This is a genomic window from Flavobacterium adiutor, assembly GCF_048282555.1.
Lineage (GTDB): Bacteria > Bacteroidota > Bacteroidia > Flavobacteriales > Flavobacteriaceae > Flavobacterium.
The window spans coordinates 1,617,963-1,644,778 of sequence record NZ_CP182487.1; the positions used below are offsets into that span (position 1 = coordinate 1,617,963).

Genomic DNA, 26,816 nt, shown 5'->3' on the forward strand with positions numbered 1-26,816 from the left:
CTTTTTTATTAACCTGGAATCTGAAATAAAAACTATTTCCCATCAACATAATCCTGTAAATAGCTAAAGTGCTCTGTTAATTTACCATTTTCGGTAATTTTTGCCCGTTCCAGAATTCCGTCTTTATCTCCATTAAAAAAAGCCGGAATAACATGTTCCATAAACTGTTCTCCAAAACCTTCGCTGGCATCTTTAGGAATTTCACAAGGTAAATTATCTACTGCCATCACTACAATTGCGGCTGGATGAAAAAGATCTACCTCTTTATTTTCTGAAGGGAGATAACCATACAAAGGTTCTGCAATGGTTGAAGAACGAAGCGTACTGGCAATAGGACCGTTTACATCGCACGAAACATCTGCTACAACTCTTATTTTACAATCTTTAGCATTCAGCATTTCCTGAGTCAGAATCATCGGTGCATTATTTCCGTAAAAATGACCAGCTATGTAGATATCACTGACTTTGGTGAACTTTTCAAAATCAGAAGTGTATTGTTCAGGGTGTTGGGTGAAATCTCTAAAGTCAATAATCAGACCGTCAGTTCTTTTGTTGTACTCTAATGCATCCAGTTGTACATAAACAGATTGGGTGTAATTTTTAGTCAGGTAATTATCAATAGTCACTTCTTTTACTTTAATCGCCTTTAAGATTTCCTGTGCTCCGCTGCCTACTTTTCCGGTTCCGGTGAGTACAAATTTTAAAGGAGGCAGGGTAATTCTTTTCAAATGCACGATCAGGGCATCTTTTCCCGAAAGGGTTTCTGCTTTTGGAAGTTTGAATAACTCGAATTTTATTCCGAATGCGCGAATTGCATTGTAAACTCCAACCATTCCGGCGTATTTTCCAAATCCTATTAATCGGCGGTTATGCTCATCAACAATGGTTTCGTGATCGTATAAAGTGATATTTTTTTCTAAAATTGCCTGTAAAAGCTTTTTGTTGTGAGGCTGCTTTTTTATGGTGTGCGAAAAAAAGAAATAAGACTTATTCGGAATTAAATGCTCAACTGGAACTTCTTTAACCCCAAATAGGATATCACAATCCGAAACATCATCAGCAACGGTAATGCCCACACTTTTGTACTGTAAATCAGAAAAAACTCTAATATCAGAGCTTTCAACAGTTACAGAAGACTGTGGATAAAGCTGTTTTAACTGGGCTAATGCATCAGGAGAAAACACAACACGTCTGTCAGGTGGATTTTTTCTTTCTTTTATAATTCCGAATTTCATTTAAAGGATTTTTTAATTTTTAATAATATAACTTTTTTTGTTTATTTTGTTTTAAATATAACAAATATAGTTAAAATTTTGTTGCACTTTTCTTATTTTAAATGATTATGAATGCTTAAGGTCTGATGTACAATAAGCTGGCGAAAAATGATGTTAATTGTATGTTAATTTTAAGAATTTTCATCGGTTAAAATCTTTAAACATAAATATTGAATTCTATATATTTGTTTTTAAAGAATAATGAAAATGAGTTTCCTTAAAAAAGCAAATATACCACAAATACTTTTTTCAATTTTAGTTTTAAGTTCCTGTGGAAAAGATAAAAATAACAGTGAGAATGAAGCTGTAAAAGAAAAAGATACATTAGGTAAAATGGTTCCGATGGGACCTGAAAAAAAAATAACTGCAGCTTATATTAATTCTGTAAAAGGTCGGATAAATCATTTTTACAATAAAAACTGGCCCAACAATAGTATGAACGGAAGTTTTCTGGTTGCAAAAAATGGTCAGATTATTTTTGAAAGATATAACGGTTTTGCCAATAAAAATGAAGACACAAAAATTACTGCGGATACTCCGGTACAAATTGCCTCTGTAAGCAAGGTACTAACTGCAACTGCTGTTTTAAAATTAATCAATTTAGGCAAAATTGGCCTGGATCAAAAAGTAAATACCATTTTAAAAACGTTTCCGTACGAAGAATGTACTGTTCGAATGCTGTTATGTCATCGCAGCGGAATGCGAAATTACGCTTATTTCACAGATCACGATAAATCGGTTTGGGACAGACATAACCAGCTAACCAACAAAGATATTTTAGATATTCTGGCAACCAAAAATGTAGGTTTGGAGTCAAGAGTCGGTACCCGCTTCGCGTATTGCAATACCAATTATGCCATGCTGGCACTTATTATTGAAAAAATAACCGGACTGACTTACAAAGAAGCCATGTCTCAAATGATTTTCAAACCTCTGAGAATGACACATACGTATGTTTTTGATGATGATAAAGAGAGAAAAAATATTGTTCCTTCGTATAAAGGCAATGGAGTTGAAATTGGTTTTGATTATCTGGATAATGTGTATGGCGATAAAAATATCTTTTCAACAGTTCGTGATCTTTTAAAATTTGACAGAGCGAGAAATGCACCCGATTTTTTAAAACCGGCTTTATTAAAAGAGGTTTACACCGGGCAGAGTAATGAACGTAAAGGGACCAAAAATTATGGACTCGGAATCAGGATGATCAATTGGGAAACTGGTCAGAATTTCTATTTTCATAATGGCTGGTGGCACGGGAATACCTCTTCTTATATCACTCTTATGAAAGAGGGAGTAACCATAATTGCCTTATCTAATAAAATGACAAGAAACACGTATGCAGTTCGTAAACTGGCTCCAATTTTTGGAGATTACCCTTTTCAGTTTAAAGACGAAGAATAAAATAGTCATAAAGTCGAAAGTCAAAAGTCTTAAAGTTATTGGCAATATTGAATTGTTCTTTTTTAAGTACATCAATTAGGTGAAATAAAAAGAAAGAACATTAAGAAAGCATTTGGCTTTAAGACTTTACAACTTTCGACTTTTGGCTTTCTAATTTTTCTGAAAATTTTAATAGAAAGTAATTTCAAATAGTATAAATTTGCAAACTAATTTTTGGGGTCGACTGGTTTTGACAGCAAGTCGAATTGAAAAGTAAGCACGTCGAGCATTGAGACCTTGCTCGTAAATATAAGATCTCACACTTTTACACGGCGAAAATAACTACGCTTTAGCTGCATAATCCGAATCATAGTACGATTAGCCACGTCTCTACAAGGTAGGGAAGCTGGATTCTCCTTGAAAGCCTTGGTTTGTGGCGTTCTGTTTAGGGGAACCGTAAAAATAAACCTAGATTTCCATGAGCTTCGGGTGGATTTCGAAAATTAAGAAGATAAGTGTTGAGTGGCTGTTTCTGGCCTTGCTTAACATCGAAAATCTAATCAGGAAATAAGCGTGTAGAAAGCTCTTTAGTTGCTTGTTTGGACCCGGGTTCGATTCCCGGCGACTCCACTAAAACAAATTAAAATTGGTTCAAAAGCCTGTAAATCGTATGATTTACAGGCTTTTTTGTTTTTGGTACTATTCAAATTCCTTGTTGATTAATTGTTTACTCGAAACAATTCTTTGAAAAAGAATTTGAATTTGCCAAGACTCATCAATGTAAATAGTTTAGCGTTTCTTTAGGAATCAAAATTATAACCCAAAATATTTTATAATATGGTTAAAACAATCAAAATTACTTATACCTAATTCCTCTTCTCTTTCAGTTTTGTCTTTGGCTAATTTCGTATGGACAGCGGTATTTCTTAATTTTTCTATTTCTTTAAAGTGATTTAAGGGGAAATCAGAAATATTTCTTTCATGTAATTATACTTCAACCAAATCTATACAAACCTTGTAAAGTTTTATTCTAAAAAGGTTGATTAATTCCAATTTCAATAAGATTAAAACTTTGATTTGAAGTATAAGTGAAAATATCTACGGATTGTGCACATTTTTTATGCTTTTATATCTCTCATTCAGCATATAGTTTGTCTTGTAACCTTTAATTTCCGCTTTGTGTCATTTTTTTTTTATTGATTTTGTAGCTCCAGTAATTTAGACACATGACAATGCTTGTGTATTGTTCTCAATGTGCATACAAAATCTACTATAAAAAGAAAAACTATGAACACAGAAAATTATGATGTAATTGTTATTGGTGGAGGACCAATAGGTTTGGCTACTGCATATCATCTTGGTAAACGAAAAGCAAAAACATTGGTGTTAGAACAATTTACGTTTGTAAACCAATTAGGTAGTTCTGCCGGAGTTTCACGCCAGTTTAGAATTCCATATCCAGATGAATACATGGTGCAAATGGCCTTAGACGCACAGCCTTATTGGGATGAACTGGAAAAAGAAACCGATACAAAATTACTTGATAAAGTAGGCACACTTTGGTTTGGAGACCCGGAAGTACATTCTACAGAAGGAAATATAGCAGAGGCCGAAGAAGCACTAAAAGCATTAAACGTTCCGTATACCACTTTAACAGCGAAAGAAATTGAAGCAAAATACCATTTTAAAAATCTGCCTGAGACCTATACCGGATTGTTTCAGGCCGATGGTGCCAGCATTAATTTTAAAGCAACAAATGAAGCACTTTTAAATTTGTGTATCAAACAAGAAACCGTTCATTTAGAAGAGAATTCACCAGTGCTTAAAATCAATCATGTTGGTGAACTCTTTGAAATTATTACGCCAAACGGATCTTATATTACTAAAAAACTAGCTATCGTCCCTGGTCCGTATATTAATAGCGTAATTAACTTACTTGATTTTAAAATTGATGCTGTTTATTGGAATATGTCTTCGGCTTATTTTAAAAAGACCGATCCTGCTATACAATATCCAACCTGGTTTGTATTTCAAAATCCAATAGGTGAAAACGGCAATCAGTTTTATGGTTTTCCAGAAGTCGATTGGGATCATCCGGAATACATCCGTGTTGCACCTGATTTTGTAATAGAACCTTTAGAACAACCCAGCGACAGAACATTAATCCCTAATCGACAAGAACTGGGTTATACTTCTGATTGGGTAAAAGAACACATGAAAGGATTAAGCGCAGAGCCTGAATATACCTCAACATGTCTTATCGCCCTGAGCACAATACCCAATAAAGAATTACTAATTGATTTTGCACCAAGTTATGTACCCAATCATGAAAATATTGTACTATATGCCACAGGATGGGCAGCAAAATTCACTCCTTTTTTAGGTAAAATCATGTCAGACCTTGTATTAGACGGGCATACAGATTTTGATATTACGCCATTTCAATTAGGACATAAATTCTTTAAAGCATTTTAAATATATATTATTATGAATAAAAATACTTATCTAAACACAGGACTGCATCCTGGTTTAAAAACAGAAGTAGCTATTATTGGTGCCGGAACTTCAGGGTTGTACACGGCATATCGGCTTGTAACAGATAAAAAGTTTACAGCCAGCGAAGTGCAAATTTTTGATATGAACAGTAAACTTGGCGGAAGACTCGAATCTGTTATTATGCCGGGAATGAATTTCTGGGGTGAACTGGGAGGTATGCGTTACCTGACTTCTCAGAAAATTGTAACAACATTAATTGAAGGCTACGTACCTCTGGATAATCCGAACACACGTATTCCTGTTTTAAAAGACAAAATGACGCCTGTTCCGTTTCCTATGGGTGAATCTTCAAAACTATTAATGTATCTTAGAAAAGAGCGTTTTAAACAAGATGCTTGGACGGTTGCTCAGGGACAAAATCAGAAATTACCAACCCGATATTACCTGAATAATAATGATATTGGTTTCAGTTCAGATCAATTGTTCAATAAAATCATTTATGATGTTTTAATGGCTGATTCTTGGGTTGCTGCAACTTATGGAAAAAAAATTAAGCAAGGTCCTTCAATCTATGATTATGCATTTGAATTAACCAGTAGAGATTGGGATGATATAAAACCTAAACTGGTATACAATTTCCCCAATTCTCCTTACAACAAACGTAAAGTAAACGATTTAGGATTCTGGAATTTGATCAAAGATCAGGTTTCACAGGAAGGATATGAATTTTTAGCCAATGCCGGTGGATATTATTCAAATACCATCAATTGGAATTCAGCAGAAGCTTTTCCTTATATGGTTGGAGATTTCTCAGCAGGAACAATTTATAAAACCATTGAAGAGGGTTATGATAGTATCGCTTATGCAATAGCTAATTCATATATGGATCATGAAGGCGCCTGCATTTGGTCTGAAAACAAACTACTTACTTTCACAAAAGAGCATTCTTCAAAAGATACACATAAATATGAACTGACTTTTCTAAATCTTAAAACCAATACCGAATGGAAGGTGTATGCTAATACGTTAGTTCTTGCCATGCCTAGAAAATCTCTGGAACTTTTAGATCAGAATAATTTCTTTTTCAACATTAACGAAAATTCGGTTTTAAATAACAATATCCGATCCGTAATTATGGAACCGGCTTTTAAGATATTAATGGGTTTCACTCATCCCTGGTGGAAAGAATTAGGAATTGATTCAGGACATTCCATCACCGATTTACCAATGAGACAGTGTTATTATTTTGGTACAGATACAGAAAATGATAATTCGATGTTGCTGGGAAGTTATGGAGATATGGAAACAGAAACCTTCTGGAAAGCACTTTCGGATGATAAAATACTTTTTGAAGTAAAAGCAGCCAAATCAGCATCATTAAAAGAACTTCGTCAACTAAATGATGTTCAGGCTACTAAAATGATGGTAGGCGAATTAATGAACCAGCTTCGCGAACTGCACGGTCCGGATGTAAAAATACCGGAACCTTATGTAACTTATTTTAAAGATTGGACAGACGAACCTTTTGGCGCAGGATATCATGCATGGAAAGCAGGATTTTCTGTTAAAAATGTAATGCAGTACATGAGAAAACCGGTAGCTGACGAGCAAATCCATATTTGCGGAGAAGCCTATTCTGATCAGCAAGGCTGGGTTGAGGGTGCTTTCTGTGAAGCAGAAAAAATGCTACAAGAATATTTTGGTCTCGATCGTCCATTCTGGTTGCCAGAAGATTATTATTTGGGATGGTAAAATGAAGCTGCTTCTTAAAAAAAGAGATGCTGTCAACCCTGTTATGCACAAATTATTAATTTTAGAAACGATGTCATGTTAAAACGTAAAAACGCTGAAGATGAGATAAATTTATTTCAGGTCAATTCAGATGAAAACAAAAATAAAGTCTTCCTGGGAGCTGTTCAGGAAGCTAACGAAGGTGTATTAGCCTCTTTAATGAAAGGTTATACAAAACTTCAAATTGAAGATCCTATTAGACCTTTTTATGAAAATGATTTGCAAAACATAGTAAACAATGTAGATTATGGTGTTTTAGAAGCATTACAGGGTACTTGGGTCAGCTACAATAGTGACAAGGACAGAAAAATGATTGGGAGCGGTATACATACTACCATCATGCCTTCGCCTGGTACAAATGCAGGAACAATTCCTGGGAAGTATAGCTTTGATTGTCAGGAGTATATAGAGAAACTAACATTTGATCTGGTTCCAGGAGGAGTTCGTAATCGAGGTGGTGCAAACGAACAATTTTGCGGAGCTGTAAAATACGACCAAAGCATTAAAAGTGTAACTAAAGTTGAAGGTCAGGATGCTTTGCAATATACCCCAATTCACGAAGAAACCGGTATGTATTTATGGTTGAGCGATGTATTTAATTATGCAGCCACTGAAAAAACGATTAGTGAAGATCGTGGTATACACCCAGTATCACCACTTAATCCCAACAAAGATTTATATAAAAGCGGCTATCAGGACGAAACGCTGTTTTTGATTATAAATGATTTGGGGCAAAAAGAATATGTAACACAGGAAAATTTAAATGGTCGAAAATATTATGAAATTATCGCTGCCAAAGAGCTTAAAGTTGGAGCAGGTCAAACAGGGCAATATTTTATACCGGATTACTCTATTTCCAGAAGTGGTGTAATTCCGCATGGAAGTACTATAACTTTATTAGGAGATTTGGTTCGAAATAATGCTGCTGGAGTTGAAGATGACAAAAAATTCTTATTCATAGGGCCACCACCATTTCCAGAGGGTGATAATGCCTGGAAATACGATCATCTTTCAATTTCAAGAACCATGGGAGGAGCTGGTGCAAGCGAAAGTAATCCTATTAACCTTGATGCACCGCCACCTGCATGGGTATTTGAAAAACTTAATGATATTAACGATCCTGGAGAAAATAAAATTTACACACAGCGAATACTTGCAGATCCTTTATATCCTTATTCCGTAAGACCAGATTTACGTCTTCGTGATTCCAATAAAGACAGTAATATCATTAATTATGTTTTTATTCAAATGTCATCCAAAAATAAAACCGGAGCGCAAGGAGGTATCTTAAATATTCCGTTTGTAAATCGTTTTGTTCCTACTGTCGAAATGAATATGAACATGTGGATTGAAACTGTTGTTGAAGACGGAAAAGAAATCCTTCAGTTACAATACGAACAAATTATATTCTTCGAATTTGATTTTGGAGATGACGGAGGGACTACTAGCTGGCCGCATATTCAGGTAAATACACTTCGAAAAATTGAAGATGTTTCTGATGATCAGAGACGCTTAATTGAAGAGCAGTTTTTTAGCGCTAAAAAAAAGGCAGCTGCTTCAGGATGTCCTTATCATAAAGAGTAGAAAAAAAATGAAATGCCCAAGGAGCATAAAGTAAAAAACGAAAATATTCATATCTAAAGAACAGAGTATTTAAACAAATATATGCTTAATAAAGCCCAATTTCTTTAAAGTTGGGCTTTATAATTTGTGTCCGGACGTAATCTCACATGGATAAAAACAGGTTTTTATGCTTTGCTTGTTTCTTGATTGAAAATAGTTTATATTTTATAAAATTGACTAGTGATTTTTAAGTAATTTCTAAAAAAAAGCTAAAAGAAGAAGAAAAAATACATTTTTCACTTACTGTAACTAAACTCTCTTAACAGCTTGCTTACAAAAGCAAAACTACTTTTCTGTTTGTCTGCCTTATTTATAATAAATACTTCTTTGCGCAGGTAATGTATCAGAAATGTGGCATATTAAAATGTAGGTGCTTAATTTTAAGTACCGACATTTATACTTCTTTGTCCAAAAATGTATAGACTATTTTATCCGTTCTGTGTCTAAAAAAAGCTTCCTCATGACATTTAATCCTAAAAAAGGGTTATGATAAAATAAATTTACCAGAGAAGGTTATTCAGCAGGTTTATTTTTCATTAATAATTATTAATTAAAAACATAAAAAATATGTCATACTTAAACGTCCCTCGTCTTACATTTTCCGGAGATTTCATTTCAGATGTTTCTACTGTAAATAATGATACACAACATTATAACAACAACACTTTTAAAAAATCATTTCAGGAATTTGGTACAGGATCAAACAACGGATGGTGGAATCCTGAGGGTGGTGCTACTTTTGGTTTTCAGGATTGTCATGTACAGCAAATTACAGGGGAAGATGGAAATAGCAGTTCAGACCCTTTACTGGATGGTATTATAGGCCAGATTGTATGTGGTGCTGAAGGAAGAAATTCAGGAAAAATGGTCGATTTAGATCCACAGCAGCAGATGGTTTCACAGCTTTGGGGGGTAACTTTTAGAATTCTTACTGCTAAGAATGAATTGTTGCTTGAAGGAAAAATTGAACCTACTGGTTTTAGAGATTTGCAAATGCGCCAGCAAACAGGAGCCAGAGTTAACGGGCAGCCTTTAGGAGGCACCTGGACTTCAGTTCTTGAAGATGTTGTCTGGGGAGATCTTGCATATCAATCACTTTTTTTGATGAGCTTAAAAAGCAAAACACAGGAAAACCGACTTAGTATTAATTTAAATGGATTTGGATATTATTATACCCATGCTGCTGATGGCAGATTTTCGTTGGGACGTATATTAGGAAGTGTAGGTCCCTGGTTTTCGGGTGAACCAAAACTTTTTCCACCGGCCAGAAGACTGTATGGGATTCTTTCAAATAACAATAATGTTTTCTTTGCCGCTTCTAATTTTATATTGGATAAAGAAAATGCAAGACTTTCTATTGACTTTGGAAGTTCATTTCCGGTATCAGATTCAATTGGCACTATTGCTCTTAATACTGAATTATTTCTTGCTGTTAGCAAAACAGCAATAGGATCTTCTCCCGGCGCAACACCTTATATGGTTTCTCCTGATGGTGTACTATTTATAGGAAAACTGGAATATCAAAACGGAACAGGCTGGCTTAACAGTACAAGTGGTATTGTTGATTTTAATAATTTGTCACATGAAGTTCTTTCAGCATTAAAAGACAACCAGTTATTGTTGCTTGGAGCTTCTTCAAAAGCAGATCAGTTTGTAGTTATTGCCAGAGAAGCTGTTGATGGTATAGTCTTGAGGGCAGACGAATTTGTACAGCGTCTGGACACGAATCAAACCAATGAAATTAGTTTTTATGCTTCTCAGTATGGATTGCCGTTGCCAAATCATGCTATATACATTACTTTGGAACCACCTACTCCCATAACTCCTAAACTCCAAAATACACCTCCGATTTGTGACGTACCAGGGAATAATTATCCGGCAGACGGTTTGACTTTCGATCCTGTAATTACTACCGACGTAAATGGTGTAGGGGTGTTAAAATTAACAGGAAACAGTATTGATAGTCCGAGAGGGTATCTCGACGGTCAGATATATACTTTGGATTATGATTTGGCTGGTGTTAATACAGATCCTGCATCTGGTTCTGTAATGCCGCAGAATTTTATTGCCATACACTTAAGAGATTATTTCGAAATTCCGGAAACACCAGTTTGGGCTGATATTCAGCCTACAATGGTACAGTTTGCTAATTTGTATCCAATTATGAGTAAATTTTTTATTGATTTTAGTGACCCGAATGCACTTATCGCCAAAAAGGAACTTCTGATTTTTGCTTTTGACAGAGATATTAAGGACCCTATCTACATGCCGGTTACTCGTGATTTATCCGAAACGAAGAGACTGACAATTCTCAAATGGCTTAGAAATCCAATTATTGAAGGAGAAGCGATCGTTGTAACACAACAAAAAGCGAAAGGAGAAATAAATCTAATTCAGGAAGATACAGTAACGGAGGTTATTCCTTTAACAAATAATCAACTGCGACTAAGAGATGCTGTAAGAGCAAAAAATGGGGCAGACTTCAATATGCCGGAAATTACTAACCTGTTTGAATTTTAATACATAAAATATTATGCTAAAGATAAGCCCACAATTTGTAAATGCTATAGTTAATGCTGAAAGTTTAGAGGAGTTGTATCCGTTATTGCAAAATGCAATAGAATTAGAACATGCCACTATTCCTCCGTATTTAACAGCCTTGTTTTCGTTTAAACCTAATACGGAAACAGCTATTAGAAGTATTATCCATTCTATTGTAATCGAAGAAATGCTGCACATGAGTATAGCAGCAAATATACTGAATGCACTTGGCGGGAAACCCGATATTGCCAATCCGAATTTTGTACCCGAATATCCAACACATTTGCCAATGGGTATTGGAGGAAGCTTAATTGTGCCTATTGAAAAATTTTCGCGTGATTTGGTGAAGAATGTCTTTATGGAAATTGAAGAGCCCGAAGAGCCGTTAGATCTTAACAAGAGGTTTGTAGCCAATGAAATAACAACATTCAAAACAATTGGAGAATTTTATATGGCTTTGCAGGCAAAAATAGACGAGATAGCTCCGGAGATATTGCCGGGTGACCCCGCCAGACAGGTAACCTCAGAATTTTTTCCTTCAGACCAGTTATACCCTATCTTAACAAAAGAAGATGCGATAAATGCCATTAATATTATTATTGAGCAAGGAGAAGGAACTTCAACTTCACCGGTAGACCAAGAGGGAGAAATAGCACATTACTACAGATTTGAGGAAATATATGTGGGCAAAGAACTGGTTAAAGATCCAACAGCACCACACGGTTACTCTTTTAGCGGACCGGAAATTCCTTTTGATGAAAGTAACGTACTGCCTATGTTTCCTAATACAAAGGCCAGTATGCTGCCTGCAGGTTCTCAGGAAAGAAGGCAAGTAGATTTATTCAATCAGTCCTATAGCGATTTATTATACGGTTTGCACCGCACCTTCAATGGAGAGCCTGGTTACCTTAATAATACTATCGGAGTGATGTTTGATCTTAGACTGATTTGTCAAAAATTGGCAGAAACACCTTTTCCTGGTGTAGAAGGATACACTATTGGGCCTTCATACGAATTTGTAAAGGTAGGAGCCCATTCGGTTACTCCTTAAAAATTTAAAAACACTATTAAAATCACTTGACCGGGCACAATGACCGGCCATAAACAATTTTTCCATTTATGAAATTCAGCCCAAAAGCAGTAGTGATAAAATTATCAGTGAGTGATATTCTTAAATCTAAAAAATTCTATGAGGAAATCCTCAATTTTAAAACAGATGACAGATATACGCTCAATTCTGATGGGGATTATGGGACAGCATCTTTTCTACAATTATATCTTGGGGATAAAGATGAAAAAAGTTTTATGCTGGGATTGTACAAAGATATTGAGACTCCTTTTAATCCGTTGCCCGAAACAGGAACTGTACCCAGTTTTATTGTAGAAAACATTCAGTCAACACTTGATTATTTAAGAATTCATGAGGTGGTAATTGATGAAATAGACGGCGTCATAATAAACACGAATACCTCAGACGAAGGTTATATGGATCGTTTTTTCTTTTTCAGAGATCCGGATAATAATTCACTCGTTGTACGGGAGAATATTCTGAAGTAATTAGGCAGAGAAATGTTTGTAAAATAAAAAGCTACATGACAGCAATAGCACTAAAAACCGGCTCAGAAGAAATCATACAAACCATCATTCAATGCAGACTTTCAAAAGCTGAAGCAGATTGGTTTGAAAACAATATCAGGTTTGAAAATAACGCACAGTTTTTTCAGACGTTTGGTTTAATCGCCAGAAAAATTTCGCCTGTAGTTCCAGAATGGACTATACAGGAAACAGTTTTACTTGAAGAATTATATCCCGGTTTCACAAAAGGAAATTGGGATTTACAACAGCTTTGTCGTGGTTTGCTAATGACACAGCTTCCGGTGCATCAAAATGTTGAAATAATAAAGAACCTCGCAGAGATGGCTGATATAAAAGAATTGGTTGTTTTGTATAAGAGCCTTTTTTTCTTAAAAAATGCAGCCGATTTCATTTTGACAGTTCAGGAGGGAATCAGAACTAATATGGTCGCTGTATTTGATGCTATAGCTTTAGCGAATCCTTTTGCTGCAAAATACCTGCCGGTTGATGCCTGGAATCAATTGGTTTTAAAAGCTCTTTTTATGGGACGTCCGCTGTATCAAATCATTGATTTAGATTTACGTAAAAACGAAAAATTAGCTTTAATCATACACGATTATATTCATGAACGATGGTCGGCAGGCCGATTGGTATCGCCGGAAATATGGAGACTGGTATCCGGTTTTGTAAATTGGGAAGTAGCAGCCGATCTGATAAAAGCAATACAAACAGGGGAGTTATTGACCCAACAAGCTGCTGTGAAAGCATTAAAAGAAAGTTCGTTTTTCAACGAAAATGAAATTCCTGAAAAGGTATTGTCTCAAAGTACAGTAACATGGGAAGCAATAGGAACCCAATATTATTCACAATTAAAAATTTAGTATATGTATTACATTGATCCACATATTCACATGGTATCCAGAACGACTGATGATTACCAGGCAATGCGCGCTGCAGGTATTGTGGCAGTTATAGAACCGGCTTTTTGGCTAGGTCAAGCCCGAACAGAAGCTTCTTCTTTCAAAGATTATTTCAGCACTTTGGTGGGTTGGGAAAGATTCAGGGCTTCGCAATTCGGAATCAAACATTACTGTACGATTGGTTTAAATTCAAAAGAGGCAAACAACGAAGCACTGGCTGAAAAAGTAATGGACTTATTGCCTTTGTTCGCTGCAAAAGAAGGAGTTGTGGCTATTGGAGAAATTGGTTATGATGATCAGACCGCGGCCGAGGATAAATATTTTAGATTGCAGATTGAACTTGCACTAAAATTTAATTTGCCGGTAATGGTTCATACACCACACAGAGATAAAAAAAACGGGACCATTAGAAGTATGGATGTGTTGGAAGAACACGGAATTGCTCCTCATATGGTAGTTATTGACCACAATAATGAAGAAACTGCCAAACATGTTTTGGATAGGGGATACTGGGCGGCTTTTACAATTTATCCTAATACCAAAATGGGTAATGAACGTATGGTTGAAGTTGTAAAACAATATGGTTCTGAGCGTATTATTGTAGACAGTTCTGCAGATTGGGGTGTAAGTGATCCTTTGTCTGTTCCTAAAACAGCAGCTTTAATGCTGGAAAGAGGAATTGCCAAAGAAGACGTTCATTTAACGTGTTATAAAAATGCATTAACAGCTTATTCTCAAAGCGGGCAAATGCATGAAGAAGACTGGAAAAATGAAATGGTAATTACACAGGATACACTCTTTGAAGGGAGTAGTGTCCTTAGAGGGCAGGAAGCCAAAGAAATTGTGTATCCTAATATTATTATAGAAAACTAAATGTCAGGCAAGCCATTTTATTTACTAACCTTACTGCGTCCCGCAAATATCATTACAGCCATCACGGATATTCTTGCGGGTATTGCAATTTCGGGAGTTTTAGTTTTTAATACCAACAGCAGTCATTTTATAGTTGATTTGCTGTTACTGCTATTTTCTACCATTGGTTTATATGGAGGAGGGATTGTATTTAATGATATTTTTGATTTGGAATCGGACACCATAAACCGTCCAGAAAGAATACTTCCTCGTGGTTTAGTTAGCAAAAATGAGGCAATTTTACTAGGATGCCTAATGTTGTTAATGGGCGTTGGACTTGCTTTTATAGTATCGGTTCTTAGTGGTGTTTTAGCATTTATTATTAGCCTTCTGGCGCTTAGTTATGATAAGATAAGTAAACATTATCCTATTGTAGGGCCATTAAATATGGGACTTTGTCGGGGAGGTAATTTGCTTTTAGGAATGAGTATTAGTAACGATGCCGTTTTTAATTATTGGTATATCGGTATTATTCCTATTTTATTTATTGCAGCTATTACACTGACTGCCAAAAAAGAAGCATCAGGTAATAACAAAGCCGCTATACTTGTTGCCTTACTGCTGGATGCTATTGTTGTAATTCTATTTGTTTATGTAGGACACTTACTTGGGTTTCGGTTTTGGATTTTATTGCCTTTTCTTCTTTTTTGGTACGGAATTAATTTTTTTGCAAAATATAAGGCCTTCATTTACAACCAACCAGCGACTATACAAAAAGCTGTAAAAACAGGAGTATTGTCATTAATTCCGCTTAATGCGAGTTATGTAGCAGGTTCAGCAGGATTGTTTTATGCGTTATTTGTTCTGTCTTTATTACCATTATCCATTTTGTTATCCAAAAAATTTGCAGTCACCTGATTATATCTTACAAAAAATGAAACACCAATATATACTTCAGCAAAATTTTCAAGTCAACTTTAATTATGACATTATTTTTAGTCGTTCCTTATTTGATGTTAACAATTCGTCGCTTATTGAGGTGATTAAAAAAGAGCCTGGTTTCCAACAGCCCAAAGTAACAATTGTAATTGATAAAGGTGTTGTCGATTGTACAAACCAATTTATTACAAAGGTTATCAATTATTTTAATTATCATCAATTTAGAATCACAGAATCCAATATACTTGTAGTTCAGGGAGGTGAAGCCGTTAAGAATAGTCCGGATTATATAGAAGCGGTACTGCAATTAGTAAACAATAACAAAATAGACAGACATTCTTTTCTTATAGCAATAGGAGGGGGAGCAGTACTCGATGCTGTGGGATATGCTGCAGCGATTGCACATCGTGGTGTACGCCTGATCCGAATACCGACAACAGTTTTATCACAAAATGATTCGGGTGTCGGGGTAAAGAACAGCATGAATTATTTTGGCAAAAAGAACTTTCTGGGTACATTTGCGCCACCATACGCAGTACTTAATGATTCTGATTTTTTGAAGACTTTAAGTGAACGCAATTGGCGATCCGGAATATCCGAAGCCATAAAAGTGGCTCTTATTAAAGATTCCTCTTTTTTTGACTGGATAGAACAAAACGCACAAGCACTCAACAATAGAGATATTCCGGTTATGGAAACACTTATTATTCGTTGTGCAGCTTTACATACCGATCACATTTCCAAAGAAGGCGATCCTTTTGAGAAAGGTTCTTCGCGTCCTTTAGATTTTGGACATTGGGCAGCACATAAAATGGAGCAGCTTACTGATTATGAAATGACACACGGAGAAGCTGTGGCAATAGGTATCGCACTTGATGTTACTTATTCTTTTTTAGCACATAAAATTGACAAACCCAGCCTGAATCGAATCTTAAAATGTTTCTTAACCTTAGGTTTTGCTATAACTCACCCTATTCTTGATACGCATCTTGATGAGGTTATAAAAGGATTAGACGAGTTTAGAGAACATCTTGGTGGTCAGCTTACCATTATGTTATTAAGTAATATTGGAACAGGAGAAGAAGTACACTCGCTCGATAATACATTAATTGCAGAATCTGTTCAATATCTGTATTCATTTTGTCAATTAAATACCGAAGTATGTTAATAAGTACAAGTGGTCATTTAAGTTATTGTACCAATATTCACGCAGGTGAGTCATGGGAGGCTGTTTTTAAAAGCATTGAAACGTATTGTATTCCTCTCAAGAAAGAAGTGTCACCGGATAAACCTTTTGGAATTGGTTTACGCCTTTCATACCAAGCCGCGACCGAATTAATACTGGATGATAATCTTTCGATTTTTAAAGATTGGCTACTAGACAATGAAATGTACGTATTTACGATGAATGGGTTTCCGTATGGAAATTTTCATAACGAGCCAGTCAAAGACAAAGTTCATTTTCCGGATTGGACAAGCGACGACAGATTGCAGTATACCCAGTTACTTTTTACTATTTTGGCAGAACTTTTGCCCTCTGGTTTAGAAGGCGGAATTTCTACTTCTCCACTCTCCTACAAACATTGGTATCCCACCGAAGCCAGTTTGATTGAAGCCCAAAAAACAGCCACAAAACAATTGGTCGCAGTGGTCACACAGTTAGTAAATCTTCATGAAAGTAAAGGGATAATGATGCATTTGGATATAGAACCTGAACCCGACGGCATCATTGAAAACAGTGCCGAATATATTGCTTTTTTTGAAGATTATTTACTCAGGGAAGGAGCTGCATTATTAGCTTCAACTCTTGATTGCAGCTTATTGCAGGCACAGGAATATATGCGAAACCATATACAGCTTTGTTACGATGTTTGTCATTTTGCCATTGGATTTGAAGAAAGTGAAGAAGTAATTCAAAAAATGGAAAAACATGGGTTAAAGATTGGGAAATTACAAATTAGTGCCGCTCTCAAATGTACAGCTTCAGCGAATGTAACGATTAATGAACTACAGGAATGCCTGCGTACTTTTGACGAACCGACCTATTTGCATCAGGCAGTAATTAAGACGATAAATGGAGAGTTTCTCAAATTTAATGACTTAAAAAATGGAATAGAAGCCATGAAACGTTCCGATTTTAAAGAGCTTCGCACGCATTTTCATGTCCCGATATTTGTTGAGGATTACCAACTATTGCAATCTACCCAAAATGATATTATAACTATTTTGAAAAGCTGGCGCAAAAAAGAATTTACCAAACATTTAGAAGTTGAGACCTATACATGGGAAGTTCTGCCAGCTCATTTACAAACGGATTTGGCTAAATCTATCGAAAGAGAATTAAAATGGGTTATCAACAGGGTAACCCATAATCTGAAAGAGCAAATTATAAATGTAAATATGCTTTAAAAAATAGTAAAACCAAAACAATGCAACAAACAGTCGTTATTAATGTAGTAGGACTTACAACTACTTTGCTTCAAAATCCAGATCTCTTTTTGAACCAATGGCTAAAGAAGAATGGACATTTAAGTATCATTGAACCTGTACTTCCTGCCCTTACCTGTTCAGCTCAAACCACTTATTTAACAGGGAAATGGCCTTCAGAACACGGAATTGTTGGTAATGGATGGTATGATAGAACTGATGCCGAAGTAAAAATGTGGAAACAGTCGAACAAGCTGATACAATCTCCAAGAATATGGGATTTAGCAAGAAAGATTGATCCAGCCTTTACTTGTGCCAATTTATTTTGGTGGTACAATATGTATTCAGACGCTGATTTTACGGTAACACCTCGTCCTCAATATTGGGCTGATGGACAGAAAAAACCAGATTCGTATTCAAAACCTGCCCATTTACGGGATCGCTTACAAGACCAATTAGGAGTATTTCCGCTCTTTGATTTTTGGGGACCAAAAACAACCATCCGTTCCAGTGAATGGATTGCCAAAGCATCAAAACTGGTTTATGAATGGTACAATCCCACACTTACCTTAATTTATCTGCCTCATTTAGATTATTGCTGTCAAAAATTTGAGCCCGGATCATCTGAAATCAGCAATGATCTAAAAGATATTGATAAATTATGTAAAGATTTAATTGAATTTTTCGAAGGTAATGGCGTAGAAGTTATTGTTTTATCTGAGTATGGCATCACCAAGGTGACTAATCCAGTACATATCAATAGGTTTTTACGCGTCCATGGTTATCTGGAAATTAGAGAAGAAAGAGGATTAGAATTATTAGATACTGGTGAGTGTCGCGCTTTTGCATTGGCAGATCATCAAATAGCTCACATATATATAAAAGATAAAAATGATATTCCTGAGCTCAAAAAACGACTGGAAAAAATAGCAGGAGTAGCAAAAGTATTAGATGATGCAGGAAAAAAAGAGTATCATCTCAATCACGAACGTGCAGGCGATCTTATACTTGTGGCAGAACAAGATAGTTGGTTTACGTATTATTATTGGCTGGATGATAGTAAAGCGCCCGACTTTGCCCGAACGGTAGAAATTCATAAAAAAACAGGATATGATCCTGTAGAATTGTTTTTGGATCCTAAAAAGAAATTTATTTTACCACGTATTATTTTAAAATTAATTAAAAAGAAACTGGGATTTCGCACTCTTATGAATGTGATTCCCCTTGATGCCAAATTGGTTAACGGTTCCCATGGATGTATTCCTGAAAAAGAGCAGGATAAACCAGTATTGATCAGTAAAAAAAAACTTTCTGGTAAAATAGAGAGCAACTTCGTATGTCAATATATATTGGACACTATCTTTAAAAAGTGAAGCAGGGAAGGGCTAAATGATAATTTCGATCGTTTTAATATCTGACGCTTCAATGTTTTGTGGACAGCTATTTTAATTCACTTTTTTTCAAATTAGAAATAAAAATTTTGAACTAAAGAATAATTTATCCTTTGGTTCGGAACATTCGAATATATCACCATCGAAAATTATTATTTCTTAAACATTTTTACTTTTGTTAAGTAATAAATTAACATATAAAAACATGATGTCAAGCTATTAGGAGATTTTATAACAGGAATAAGCTCTTCGATTGTAGCATCGTTGACTCCACTAAAAAAAAGTCTGTAAATATATAGTTTACAGACTTTTTTTTGATGTTTTTAGTAAAAATAGTTTTCTCGAATGCAATGCTATTCAGGAATAAATAATATCATCAATCTCAAAATCTGCTACATACCTTAGAATAGTATGACATGCAAAAAAAGCTGAAGTACAAAATTAAGTTTCAGCTAAGAGGTTTTTATTCAGAGTTTTTGACTAATTGTGATGATATATGAGATATTATGTCTTTAGGAGCTTAATTGTGAGGTTTTTACTAAAAATTAGGTTTATATATTTTAAGGATCTCTTTTATGCACTAACGTTAACATTTAATTATTAAGTAGGACTGCACGCTAAGTTAGCAGATTTAATTGCCAATTTGGTAAGAAATAAAAACTATAGATAAAATATAAGATAAGTGTTAATTTACAATGAGGCATTGACAACTGATATCAAAATTAGTTTTATCTTAGCAGTAATGAAAATTTTTTAATTCGGATTTATTTTAAAAAAAAAATACTATACCGATCCGAAAAAATGACAATAATTAATTTATCCTCCACAAGATGAACAAACAGATTTACAATCTTCTATTAGCTGACGATGATGACGATGATTGTATTTTTTTTAAGGAAGCACTTGATGAGCTTTCACTTTCAGCAATACTTAAAACTGTTCATGATGGAGTAGAGCTTATGCAGTATCTGGTAAATTCGCCTAATAATTTACCGGATATACTTTTTCTGGATTTAAATATGCCACGCAAAAACGGACATGAATGTCTGGCAGAAATTAAGAGCATAGAAGAATTAAAAAAGCTTTCTGTCATTATTTTTTCGACCTCTCTTGACAGTAAAGTTGTCGATTTACTCTATGACATGGGGGCGATCTACTACATTCGTAAACCCGGTGATTTTTCAAAATTAAAAAAAGTAATTTCAGATGCACTCACAAAAGCATTCGAAAGCAGCTTTAAACAGCCTGTAAAAGAGCAATTTATTCTTCAATCCTAATCTTTTTTCTATGAGCTTTATTGATCAGGAGCATTATTTTTTGGCTGATGGAGGAGAAATGGGAGAGTTAATTCGATCCAAAGACTGGAGCAAAACACCGATAGGGAATCCTGATAACTGGCCACAAAGTCTTCGAACAATGGTGTCAGTAATGCTCAACAACCCTTTCGGTATGTACATTGCCTGGGGTAATGATTATACCCAGCTTTACAATGACGCATTTCGTCCTGTTTTAGGATGCATCAAACATCCCCATGCTCTGGGAAGCAGTTCAAAAGAAACATTTTCAGAAATTTGGCATAAGATAGATTCTATGCTTGATGATGTAATGAATGGGAAGTCGGTTGGCTTTTCTGATTTTAAGATAGTATCAAACAGAAATGGTTTTGATGAAGATTGCTATTTTGATTTTTCTTGCAGCCCGATAAAAAATGAAAAAGGAAAGGTAGGCGGAGTTTTGGTAACCGTAATAGAGACCACAGAAAAGAAGAAAGCTGCTGAGGCATTAAAGGAAAGTAATGAAAGGTTTATAAATAATATTATGCAGATGCCTGTGCCTATGTGTGTGTTTAGGGGCAAAGATCATATTGTGGAAATTGCAAATGCACAAATGATTCAGTTAATGGGTATTGAAGCAGAAAAAGTGATAAATCAGCCTATTTTTAAAGTGTTGCCACAGTCAAAATATTTAGAAGACGTTTTAGATAATGTTTATAAAACAGGTAAAAATTTTATGGCTGATGAACAGCTTGTCTCTTTAATGCGTAATGGTCATGCAGAAAGCAAGTATGTTAATTTTGTTTATCAAGCCCTTAAAGAATCAAACGGAATCATTTCTGGCGTTGTGGCAATTGCAATTGAAGTAACGGCAAAGGTTATGGCACGTTCAAACGTAGAAGAAAGCGAACAAAAAGCAAGGCAATTGGTAGAAAACGCCCCGTTTCCTATTGGTGTTTATGTTGGAAAAGAAATGCGAATCGAACTCGCCAATCAGTCTATTATGGATATTTGGGGAAAAGGAAATGATGTAATAGGAAAATTATATAAAGACATTCTGCCAGAACTTGAAAATCAACATGTTTTTGAACAGCTAAATACTGTTTTTGAAACGGGGGAATCTTTTCACAGTAAAAATACTAGGTTAGATCTCACAATAGAGGGTAAATTAGAAACTTTTTACTTTAATTACAGCTTTACCCCATTGTATGATACGAACGGAAACGTATATGGCGTGATGAATACAGGTGTTGATTTGACTGATTTGAATCTTGCCAAGAAAAAAATAGAAGAGGCAGATAAACGATTTAGAAATACGGTTAAACAGGCTCCGGTTGGAATTACGATTCTTAGAGGACATCAATATGTTGTAGAAATGGCCAATGAGGCCTATTTAAAATTAATAGACAGGAAAGAGGATGCTTTTGTAGGCAAACCTTTGTTTGAATCTTTGCCCGAAGTGGAAACAACGGTCAGTTCATTGCTGGAGAATGTTTTACAAACAGGAATTCCATATCATGGGAACGAAGTACCGGTTCCCTTAAACCGTTTTGGGAAGCTGGAGATTTCTTATTTCGACTTTCTTTATTATCCATTAAAAGAAGAAGACGGCACTATTTCAGGTATTATTGTAACGGTTACTGAAGTAAGCGAAAAAGTACTGACCCGAAAAAAAACAGAACAGAATGAAGAGAGATTAAATATTATAGTTGAAGCCAGTGAACTAGGTACCTGGGAACTGAATGTAAAGACCAAAGAGCTCCTTTATTCCGAGAGATATCTCGAAATTCTTGGTGGATATAAAGAGCATGTTAATCTAACACACGAACAGCTGCTGGAACATCTTCATCCGGATGATATGCACATTAGAAACAAGGCCTTTAAAGAAGCACTCATCTCAGGAAATCTAAATTATGAAGCCCGTTTGATCTGGGAAGATAAATCCATTCACTGGATGGAAGGAAAGGGAAAAGTATTTTATGATGAAAATGGTAATCCTGAAAAACTGATCGGAACAGTCAGGGACACTACAGCCGAAAATAAACATCAGGAGGCAATAGAAGAAAGCGAAAAAAGGTTTCGCTCCTTAACAGAAAGTCTTCCACAGTTAATCTGGGAAACCGATGAAAACGGGAATGCCTTATTTACCTCAGGAAAATGGTTCGAATATACAGGGATTCATCCAGGAAAAGATGACAGTTGGGAAAAAATGATACATCCGGAAGATTTTGAGGAAAATATAAAAATATGGCATCATTCCTTAACAACTGGAGAAAGGTACAGAGCTGATGTAAGGATAAAAAGTAAAAGCGGAACTTACAGATGGCACGCAGTAATTGGCGAGCCTATTCGAAATGAAAACAATGAAATCATAAAATGGGTTGGGGCATTTACCGATATTCACGCCGATAAAACTTTTGCTCATGAATTAGAAAAGCAGGTTAATACGCGCACAAGAGAATTAAACCTGATGAACGAATCACTTAGAAAAAGTGAGCAACGTTATCATTTAATGGTAGAAGAAGTTCAGGACTATGCTATTTTGTATCTGAATCATGAAGGGATTGTAGAGAATTGGAACATCGGAGCCGAAAAGATTAAAGGATATAAAAGTGAGGAAATCATAGGGCAATTTTTTTCTGTTTTTTATACAGAAGAAGACCGAAAAAAAGATCTTCCTTACCAAGTGCTTCAAATTGCCCGAGAGAAAGGTAAAGCAATCCACGAGGGATGGCGTATTCGAAAAAACGGGACATTATTTTGGGCAAATGTTGTTATCACGGCCGTGCATAATAAAAAAAAGGAGGTTATAGGTTTTTCAAAAGTGACACATGACCTTACAGAAAAAAAACAAGCCAACGATAAACTGAAACAAAATGCACTGGAACTCGAACAGAAAAATGCCGAACTGGAGCAGATGAATAAAGAACTTCAGTCGTTTGCGTATATATCAAGTCATGATTTACAGGAACCTCTGCGAAAAATACAGACTTTTGCAACCCAGATTATAGAAAAGGAATCAGATAATTTATCAGATTCTGGAAAAGACAAATTTCAAAGAATGCAGAATGCCGCTAAGCGAATGCAGACTTTAATTAATGATCTCTTGTCTTATTCCAGAACCAATATTCAGGAAAGAATATTTGAAAAAACAGATTTATCGAAGATTATCGATGAGGTAGAAGAAGACCTCAAAGAAGAATTAGAACTAAAGAAAGCCGTTATAGAAAAAGGCAAAACCTTTGAAATTGACCTTATTCCTTTTCAGTTTAGGCAATTGTTGTATAATTTAGTAAGCAATTCGATTAAATTTTCTAAGCCTGAGGTTTCCCCGGTAATAAAAATTAATTGCAAAATAATTAAAGGATCAACGCTGGGAAATAATAAAGCAAAAGATGCTTTTGACTATTGTCATATCACCATCTCAGATAACGGTATTGGTTTTGATCAGCAATATAGTGCAAAGATATTTGAAGTTTTTCAGCGCTTACACGGAAAACTCGAATATACAGGAACAGGAATAGGTCTGGCTATTGTAAAAAAGATAGTCGATAACCATAACGGATTTATTACAGCAAGCGGTGAGCAAAATAAAGGTGCCACTTTTGATATCTATATCCCTGTAAATGACTCACAATAGTACTATTGAAGTTTATTTCGGCAAAGAGGGGTAGAGAGGCCTAATTTTTTCAGGTTTACTCTTTAGTAATATTTTTGACGATTATATTTTTAAAATCAATAGGAGCACCCTCATAGTTTAACGAAATTCTGCCTTCTGTTGTACTGGCTTCCATACATTCATTTACCAGTTTTCCGTTCAGGAATTGGGTGATTTTTCCATTCAGGGATTTGATTACAATAGAATTCCATTCACCATAAGGCTTTTCGTTTTCAATAAATTTGGCAGAAGTTACGCTTGCGCCTGCCTCAACCAGTTTCCCGTTTACTTTTGCAGTTACCTGATCTAAAAAGATAAAATCGCCGGTAGTATTTTCTTTGATTTGAAACTGAATTCCTTTTGGCCAGATCTTATCAGGGTAATCTGCAGGAATATTGTACATAACGCCGCTGTTTTTTTTGCTCTTGGTTTTAAACTTTTCTTCGATATTCCATCGGTATGCTAAACTCAGTTCAAAATTTTTATAACTTTTTTTAGTCATGAGATAACCATTGGTTTCTCCATACATTCTAATCATGTTATCTGAGAAATCATAAACTTCTGAAGGCTGTTGTCTCTCAGTACTATTTTTTGTAAAAGCATACCAGTCATTAATAGCTAAGCTTTTTTGCTGAACTGTACAGGAACTTAAAAGGAAAAGTAAAACGAAAGCAAAAGCTGTTTTTGGGAACATATTTAGAAATTTAGAACTGAATGAATCTGAATATTTGAAGCTGTAAAAATAAGCAATAGAAAATGTAAGCGGATGATTTAAATGATGTTTTTTATCATAGAATACGCAGCAAGCAGTTTCGTTTTTAATGAGAACCCTTCGTGGAGCGGTATGTTGGCAGAAAGATAACGTTAAACCCAATCTTCTCTTATATAAAGTTTTTTGTAAAATCCCAATAGTAGCAAGTCAACTGCCACAACCTTTTTTTAATCTTTTGACTTCTAATTAGGGTCTGCTGAAATACTCAAAACCTTATAAAAGCAGTAGTTTAGAAGTTGAATTTTATTATTAGGTGCAAGGTTTTTGCACAATCATCCTAAAAAAACCTTGCACCTATATAATTCAATTTTTACAATTTATATTTTTAAAGGTCCATTTTAAAGGCTATAAATGAATTAAAACCTTTCAAAAACTACTAAAGTTGAGGATTTTGGGAGAAAATTGACACTAATTTGCGTTAAGTTAGTTTTTCAGCAGACCCTAATTACAAATTTGATTATGAATTATATCACTAGTGTCCACTTAAAATAAGTTAAAAACCAGCTGGTTAGTATTATGTTCATTGATATTATTGTAATCTGATTTCATAAGTAGTTCATTTACAGATGTTTTATCGAGTAATGATGCGGATAAAATTTGTAGAATTTCGTAGGTTGAGCGATTGATTTTTAAATCTTTTGCTATTATAGAGACCAAGCAGTAAGTCACAATTGCTACATTAATTTGAATACGAACAGCATTTTCTGTTGTTTCCCAAAAGGTCTTAACTTTTAGGTGCTGTTTTATCCATTTAAAGAACAGTTCTACTTGCCATCTTTGTTTGTAGAGTAGTGCAATATCTTGAGCTGATAATTCAAAATTATTGGTCAAAAAGACTAACATTTTTTTATTTTCAGTATCGAAAAATTTTACTTTTCGTATCTTTTCTGGATAATGTTTTGAGGTATAAAAACCTTCTATTTTACCGATTTGGTCATATTTAATTCCAGTGGTTTTATCAATTTTTGAAGAATACATTCTTTTAAATTTCACGTTAGATTTTGCTCTAACTACAAAATAAGCATTAGCTTTTGTAATTCGAAAAAGTCGATCATAATCAACATAAGCACGGTCAAAAATATAATAAGCAAATGGTTCATAATCTATTACATCCATTGCCTTAACATCGTGTACATTTGCTTCTGTAATGTGAATAAATACCGGGATTTGCGTGTTAATATCAAAGAGAGTGTGCAATTTTATCCCTGCTTTAGTTTTTCGAAAGTGAGCCCAGCAAAATACATTCAAGCATAGATCAATTGTTGAAGAATCAAAAGCATAAATATTGCCTTTTATTTCAAAGGTATCATTGCTTTTTTTATCTTGGGCAATCAATATTAAATGATTGGCAAACTCTTCAAATATTTTATAATTACGATTTTCATTAGCTTTGGATAAATTACTACGAGTTACATTTTTGCCAAATCCTAAATGATATGATTTTGATTGATGTGCTTCTATAAGAATTATCAAATCCCTTAAACTTTCTCTTGCTGAAAGTTGACCAAAAAGCATACATAATAATTGATTCCAACAAGTAAAATGTTTGACCGATTTATTGCCAGAATATTTACTAGTTAACCTGTCAAAAACACGTTGAGGAAGAAATTCAATCAGTTGAGAAAAGACATATTTACCGTGATTCATATTCGTAATATTGATTTACGAACATAATAATCATTTCAAATCGTCACGCTCTAAAATGACTCTCAAAATACAGATTTACAATAATTTCAAAGAACTTATTTTAATTTTTAGTGGACACTAGTGGAATTATATATAAAATTATACTCAAAATCATTTTTATCAATGTGATAGACTCTAAAAAGGCCTTTTGTTACAAAACCTTCAAACTTGCAAATTTCAACTTCTCGCAACAAAAAACTTTTTTTCTTGATCG

18 protein-coding genes and 1 other RNA gene are annotated in these 26,816 nt (G+C 34.8%); 16 read left to right on the forward strand and 3 right to left on the reverse strand.

Annotated elements, in window-relative coordinates; translation table 11 throughout:
- Positions 1–32: 32 nt before the first annotated feature.
- Positions 33–1,235 carry an NAD(P)-dependent oxidoreductase gene (locus ACNC7R_RS07235; RefSeq protein ID WP_417940264.1) on the reverse strand — a complete coding sequence of 401 codons (1,203 nt, stop codon included), beginning with the start codon at positions 1,233–1,235 and terminating at the stop codon, positions 33–35.
- A gap of 240 nt (positions 1,236–1,475) precedes the next feature.
- Here ACNC7R_RS07235 and ACNC7R_RS07240 point away from each other — a divergent pair, with 240 nt between their 5' ends.
- The 16 genes from ACNC7R_RS07240 to ACNC7R_RS07315 all read left to right on the forward strand — a co-directional run bounded on the left by ACNC7R_RS07240 (position 1,476) and on the right by ACNC7R_RS07315 (position 24,126).
- Complete coding sequence (locus tag ACNC7R_RS07240) at positions 1,476–2,678, forward strand: serine hydrolase domain-containing protein (RefSeq protein ID WP_417940265.1); 1,203 nt, start codon at positions 1,476–1,478, stop codon at positions 2,676–2,678.
- Positions 2,679–2,893: 215 nt separating this feature from the next.
- Positions 2,894–3,290: a transfer-messenger RNA gene (gene ssrA / locus ACNC7R_RS07245) on the forward strand.
- Between the two features lie 654 nt (positions 3,291–3,944).
- Positions 3,945–5,132 carry an FAD-dependent oxidoreductase gene (locus ACNC7R_RS07250; RefSeq protein WP_417940266.1) on the forward strand — a complete coding sequence of 396 codons (1,188 nt, stop codon included), beginning with the start codon at positions 3,945–3,947 and terminating at the stop codon, positions 5,130–5,132.
- 12 nt (positions 5,133–5,144) lie between these two features.
- Entirely contained in the window at positions 5,145–6,905 is a 1,761-nt protein-coding gene (locus tag ACNC7R_RS07255; RefSeq protein WP_417940267.1) for a flavin monoamine oxidase family protein, read from the forward strand.
- Between the two features lie 75 nt (positions 6,906–6,980).
- A complete protein-coding gene (locus ACNC7R_RS07260; RefSeq protein WP_417940268.1) occupies positions 6,981–8,528 on the forward strand; it encodes a peroxidase, FMP-type in 1,548 nt (515 codons plus the stop codon).
- Positions 8,529–9,134: 606 nt separating this feature from the next.
- Positions 9,135–11,087, forward strand: a complete 1,953-nt coding sequence (locus ACNC7R_RS07265; RefSeq protein WP_417940269.1) for a hypothetical protein — start codon at positions 9,135–9,137, stop codon at positions 11,085–11,087.
- 13 nt (positions 11,088–11,100) lie between these two features.
- A complete protein-coding gene (locus ACNC7R_RS07270; RefSeq protein WP_417940270.1) occupies positions 11,101–12,159 on the forward strand; it encodes a ferritin-like domain-containing protein in 1,059 nt (352 codons plus the stop codon).
- A 68-nt stretch (positions 12,160–12,227) separates the two neighbouring features.
- Positions 12,228–12,665, forward strand: a complete 438-nt coding sequence (locus ACNC7R_RS07275; RefSeq protein WP_417940271.1) for a VOC family protein — start codon at positions 12,228–12,230, stop codon at positions 12,663–12,665.
- 35 nt (positions 12,666–12,700) lie between these two features.
- Complete coding sequence (locus ACNC7R_RS07280) at positions 12,701–13,564, forward strand: EboA domain-containing protein (protein ID WP_110306008.1); 864 nt, start codon at positions 12,701–12,703, stop codon at positions 13,562–13,564.
- A 3-nt stretch (positions 13,565–13,567) separates the two neighbouring features.
- Complete coding sequence (locus ACNC7R_RS07285; protein WP_031457057.1) at positions 13,568–14,476, forward strand: TatD family hydrolase; 909 nt, start codon at positions 13,568–13,570, stop codon at positions 14,474–14,476.
- Entirely contained in the window at positions 14,477–15,373 is an 897-nt protein-coding gene (gene eboC / locus ACNC7R_RS07290) for a UbiA-like protein EboC (RefSeq protein ID WP_417940272.1), read from the forward strand. It begins immediately after the preceding gene.
- A gap of 16 nt (positions 15,374–15,389) precedes the next feature.
- Positions 15,390–16,562 (forward strand): 3-dehydroquinate synthase, encoded by a 1,173-nt coding sequence (locus ACNC7R_RS07295; protein WP_417940273.1) that lies wholly within the window; start codon positions 15,390–15,392, stop codon positions 16,560–16,562.
- Positions 16,556–17,803 (forward strand): metabolite traffic protein EboE, encoded by a 1,248-nt coding sequence (eboE, locus tag ACNC7R_RS07300; protein WP_417940274.1) that lies wholly within the window; start codon positions 16,556–16,558, stop codon positions 17,801–17,803. The genes ACNC7R_RS07295 and eboE overlap by 7 nt, the downstream gene beginning before the upstream one ends.
- Positions 17,804–17,823: 20 nt before the next feature.
- Positions 17,824–19,194, forward strand: coding sequence for an alkaline phosphatase family protein (locus ACNC7R_RS07305; RefSeq protein ID WP_417940275.1), 1,371 nt, complete (start codon positions 17,824–17,826; stop codon positions 19,192–19,194).
- An 848-nt stretch (positions 19,195–20,042) separates the two neighbouring features.
- Positions 20,043–20,489, forward strand: coding sequence for a response regulator (locus ACNC7R_RS07310; protein ID WP_417940276.1), 447 nt, complete (start codon positions 20,043–20,045; stop codon positions 20,487–20,489).
- A gap of 10 nt (positions 20,490–20,499) precedes the next feature.
- On the forward strand, positions 20,500–24,126 hold the full coding sequence (locus tag ACNC7R_RS07315) for a PAS domain S-box protein (RefSeq protein WP_417940277.1): 3,627 nt from the start codon (positions 20,500–20,502) through the stop codon (positions 24,124–24,126).
- Between the two features lie 55 nt (positions 24,127–24,181).
- On the opposite strand, the gene ACNC7R_RS07320 is transcribed toward ACNC7R_RS07315, so the two are convergent.
- Together ACNC7R_RS07320 and ACNC7R_RS07325 are read right to left on the reverse strand one after the other, a co-directional pair.
- Complete coding sequence (locus ACNC7R_RS07320) at positions 24,182–24,838, reverse strand: 3-keto-disaccharide hydrolase (protein WP_417940278.1); 657 nt, start codon at positions 24,836–24,838, stop codon at positions 24,182–24,184.
- A gap of 561 nt (positions 24,839–25,399) precedes the next feature.
- Positions 25,400–26,563, reverse strand: coding sequence for an IS4 family transposase (locus ACNC7R_RS07325; protein WP_417939148.1), 1,164 nt, complete (start codon positions 26,561–26,563; stop codon positions 25,400–25,402).
- Positions 26,564–26,816 lie beyond the last annotated feature (253 nt).